General features: G+C 70.3%; 1 protein-coding gene. It reads left to right on the plus strand.

All coding sequences use genetic code 11. From position 1 onward, the window contains the following. Window positions 1-209: ATP-binding cassette domain-containing protein (locus QM596_RS29655; protein WP_283310607.1), on the plus strand; the 209-nt coding region annotated here is incomplete at both ends.

Consider the following 209-nt stretch of genomic DNA (forward strand, 5'->3'; position numbering starts at 1 on the left):
GGCTGAACCTCCGCATAGAACCGGGCGAGACCGTCGCCGGCGTGGGTCCGGCCGCGTCGGGCAAGACCGCGTTGTCCTTGCGTCTCCCCCGGTTCTACGCACCGACTTCGGGTGCGGTGACCGTCGATCCCGCCGGCGAGACGTTCCCCATCGGCGAACTGCGCAGTGAGCAGCTTCGGGCCGCCGTCAGCCTCGTCTTCGACGAGCCC

Origin of the sequence: Rhodococcus sp. IEGM 1406 (assembly GCF_030056745.1) — a bacterium.
Taxonomy (GTDB): domain Bacteria; phylum Actinomycetota; class Actinomycetes; order Mycobacteriales; family Mycobacteriaceae; genus Rhodococcus_F; species Rhodococcus_F erythropolis.